Origin of the sequence: Nocardia sp. NPDC050413 (assembly GCF_040655475.1) — a bacterium.
GTDB lineage: Bacteria > Actinomycetota > Actinomycetes > Mycobacteriales > Mycobacteriaceae > Nocardia > Nocardia coubleae.
In genome coordinates this window covers 1-3,227 of record NZ_JBFAJZ010000028.1, presented here as the reverse complement: position 1 = coordinate 3,227, position 3,227 = coordinate 1, and the positions used below count along the sequence as shown (strand labels likewise).

4 protein-coding genes and 1 pseudogene are annotated in these 3,227 nt (G+C 67.4%); 2 read left to right on the top strand and 3 right to left on the bottom strand.

Translation table 11 applies throughout. The features are described 5' to 3' along the window. Window positions 1-417: pseudogene (locus AB0I19_RS29195) on the top strand (mammalian cell entry protein); the annotation flags it as partial. Here AB0I19_RS29195 and AB0I19_RS29190 read toward each other — a convergent pair. The 3 genes from AB0I19_RS29190 to AB0I19_RS29180 form a co-directional block, all read right to left on the bottom strand. Beyond that, window positions 407-952, bottom strand: coding sequence for a hypothetical protein (locus tag AB0I19_RS29190; RefSeq protein WP_357153302.1), 546 nt, complete (start codon window positions 950-952; stop codon window positions 407-409). The pseudogene AB0I19_RS29195 and the gene AB0I19_RS29190 sit on opposite strands and share 11 nt — an antisense overlap. Beyond that, entirely contained in the window at window positions 949-1,518 is a 570-nt protein-coding gene (locus AB0I19_RS29185) for a TetR/AcrR family transcriptional regulator (protein WP_357153300.1), read from the bottom strand. The genes AB0I19_RS29190 and AB0I19_RS29185 overlap by 4 nt, the downstream gene beginning before the upstream one ends. A 65-nt stretch (window positions 1,519-1,583) precedes the next feature. Next, on the bottom strand, window positions 1,584-2,075 hold the full coding sequence (locus tag AB0I19_RS29180) for a pyridoxamine 5'-phosphate oxidase family protein (RefSeq protein ID WP_357153297.1): 492 nt from the start codon (window positions 2,073-2,075) through the stop codon (window positions 1,584-1,586). A 61-nt stretch (window positions 2,076-2,136) separates the two neighbouring features. On the opposite strand from AB0I19_RS29180, the gene AB0I19_RS29175 reads away from it, so the two are divergent. Beyond that, window positions 2,137-3,108, top strand: a complete 972-nt coding sequence (locus tag AB0I19_RS29175) for a YafY family protein (RefSeq protein WP_357153294.1) — start codon at window positions 2,137-2,139, stop codon at window positions 3,106-3,108. The last annotated feature ends 119 nt before the right edge of the window (window positions 3,109-3,227 follow it).

Sequence of the window (3,227 nt, the reverse complement as noted above, 5' to 3'; positions counted from 1 at the left end):
AACCAGGTCACCCAGATGTCGGGACTGCTCGCCGAACAGGCCCCCGGCCTGCAGGCCACCCTCGACCAGCTCAACGGGTTCCTGGCCAACACCTCCACGACCTTCGGTGAGCACGCCGACACGTTGTCGGAATCGTTGAGCGGAATCACGAATGTCACCAACCAGCTGCGCGCCAACTCCGGCGCGATGATCGAGATCGTCGATATCGCGCCCCTGCTGATGCAGAACATCGACGGCGCGATGGACCCCGAGCGCAAGATCTTCCGCTCACACGCATTGATCGGGACCACGCTCTCCGGCGAGACGATCAGCCTGTTCTGCGAGCGCATCCAGATGAAGTCCGATGGTTGCCGCACCGGCAAGATGGAGGATCCCGACTACGGGTTCACCGCCGCACTGCTCGGACTCACGAAATAGCCTGAGCCGGTGCTGCGGCAACGGGTTGCAGGTGCGCGAGGAGGAGTTTGATCAGCAGGACCGGGCCGAACCAGAGGAGAAAGGTCGGCACTGTGAGCATCGACGTGGTGATCGCGACGCCGAATACTGTGGCGGCGAAGGCCACCGGCACGCGCAGCTGATCGGGCACCGAGAGGACGACGGCGGCCGCCGCGAGGACGAGGCCGTAGATGGCCGCCGCGACCCACCAACCGAACCCCGGGACCACCAGCGCCAGCAAGAACGGTTGGCCGTGGATGGCGACGAAGGTGAGGTGATGGCGGGCGGTTCGGCCGGGCCGGTGGAACCAGTTTTTGGCCGATGCTGTCGCATTGACCACGGCGCCGCCGAACAGGTCGAAGCCGATCAGGGCGACCACGGCGACGACCAGCGCGGAGCCACCCGCGCTTCTCGCGAGCAGCGCAGCTGTCACCCCACCGATGACCGCCGACGAATAGCACAGGGCTGCTTCACTTCTCGTGGCTCCAGGGGCGATGAGCCGGTCGGTGATCGTCATCGGCGGACACCTTCCACGCACACCTGCACCAGGGGTTCGGTCAGATCGGTGAGGGCGACGCGGTCGTCGGCCAGCCACTGCACCAGGCACCCTTCGATCGCGCCGACGATCACCGCGGCGTGCGCGTCGCCGATACCCGCCCGCAATTGCCCCTCGGCGTCGGCCGCACGCAACAGCTCCGCGACGGCCGCCCGGTAGCCCTCGTAGACGGCGGCCATATCCAACGGCGTCCTGGCCGACCACACGTCCAGCAGCACGCGCGCGTAGTCCGGGTGGGCTGCCAGCATCGCCACGGTCGACCGGATCAACTGCGCCAGCCGATCGAGCGCTGGACCGCTGCCAGGCGCGGCGAGCTGCTGTTCCGCGCGGGCACGGTACTGGTCGAACGCGGCGGTCAGCAGTTCCTCCCGGCTGCTGACCGCGAGGTAGACACTCCCTTTCGCGACCCCGGCCTCCGCCGCCACATCCTCGATCCGCGACGCGGCGAACCCTTTCCTGGCGAAGACCCGGACGGCCGCCTCCAGAATTTCGGTCCGCCGCGCATCCACATCCACTCGCTTCGGCATGAATTTATAATGACTGACCAGTCAGCCATAGTCCATAGTCAGTCGGACGCGGGCGGTGGAGGGATTCAGCGTTTGGTGACGACTCGTTCGCCCTCGCCGGGTTTCCAGATGGTGATGGCGAGCTGGTCGTCGGCGACTTCGACCGTGGAGGCGCTGGTGAGGTCGGCGATGTAGAAGTGGTCGAATTTCTGGCCGCGGATGTCGAAACCGCTGTCGTCGAAGAGTTTCTGTGCGAAGCGGGCGTGGACGGATTCGTCCTTCAGGTCGGTGACGGTGCCGAAGAGTTTGGCGTCGCCGTCGGTGACGTTGGTGTCGACGGTTGCGGTGTGCAGGCAGAAGCGTGGGTCGCGGGCGAGGTCGTCGAACTTGCGGGTGTCCGGCATACCCGCCAGCACCAGCATGTCCTCGAAGACCATCGGTTCGATCGGACTGATCCGTGGCCATCCGTCGGCGCGGAGGGTGCCGAGCATGCACAGATTGCCGGTGGCACGGTGTCTGCGCAGGAACAGCTCGGCGATGCGCGGCGCTTCCTCGGTGAACTGGCTCCAAGTGGTCATACGCTCACGCTACGACGCAACCTTGACATCCTGTGTCAAGGTTCGCGGCTAGTCTCGGGGTATGCGAGCGAGCAGGTTGGTGCAGCTACTGCTCCTGCTGCAAGCCAACGGCGGGTCGACGGCCGGGGAGCTCGCGCGGGAGCTGGAGGTGTCGGTGCGCACGGTGTACCGGGATGTCGAGGCACTGTCGGCGGCGGGAGTGCCGGTGTACAGCGAACCCGGGCGCGGCGGCGGGGTGCGATTGGTCGACGGATACCGAACCCGGCTCACCGGCCTCACCTCCGACGAGGCCGACGCCGTCTTGCTGGCCGGCCTACCGGGCGCCGCCGCCGACCTCGGCCTCGGCACCGTCCTCGCCACCGCCCAGCTGAAAATGCTGGCCGCGCTGCCACCGGAACTGCGCGGCCGGGCAACCCGCATCGCCGAACGCGTCCACATCGATATGCCCGGCTGGTTCCACCGCCCCGACGAAACCCCCGCTCTCGCAACCATCGCCGACGCCGTCTGGCACGACCGCCGCCTCACGATCACCTACCGGCGAGGTGACGACGCCGTGGAACGAAAGGTCGACCCGTTGGGCCTGGTGATGAAGGCGGGCACCTGGTATCTCGTCGCGCGGGTCCACTCCGATATCCGTTCCTATCGGGCGAGCCGTATCGCCACAGCCGACGCCACCGGCGAAACTTTCGACCGGCCAACCGATTTCGACCTCGCCACCCACTGGCAGGCCGCCGCAGTCGACTTCGGGCAGTCCATGCTGAAAGTCAACGCGCGATGCCGAATCGCCACCGAACACCTCGGCCTCCTGCGCCTCATGAACGACCCAGCGGCCGTCCACGCCGCACTGGCCACCCTCGGCCCCACCGACCCCGACGGCTGGGCCGACATCACCATCCCCTCCGAGTCCTACGAAGTACTGACCCACGCCCTACTCCCCCTGGCAAACCACGTCGAGGTCCTCGCTCCCCCCGAGTTCCGCGCCCACCTACGGACGATCACCGAGGCCATGGCCGCGCGCTACCGCACCACTTAAGTCCGCCATGACCGCATTCCCCAGCCCGCACGACCCGACCTCGAGGAGGGTCCGCCGCGAAGCGGCGCAGCGGCCCGGCCGCGCGAACAGCGCTCGAAGCGCATGCGCGAAGCGCGAGT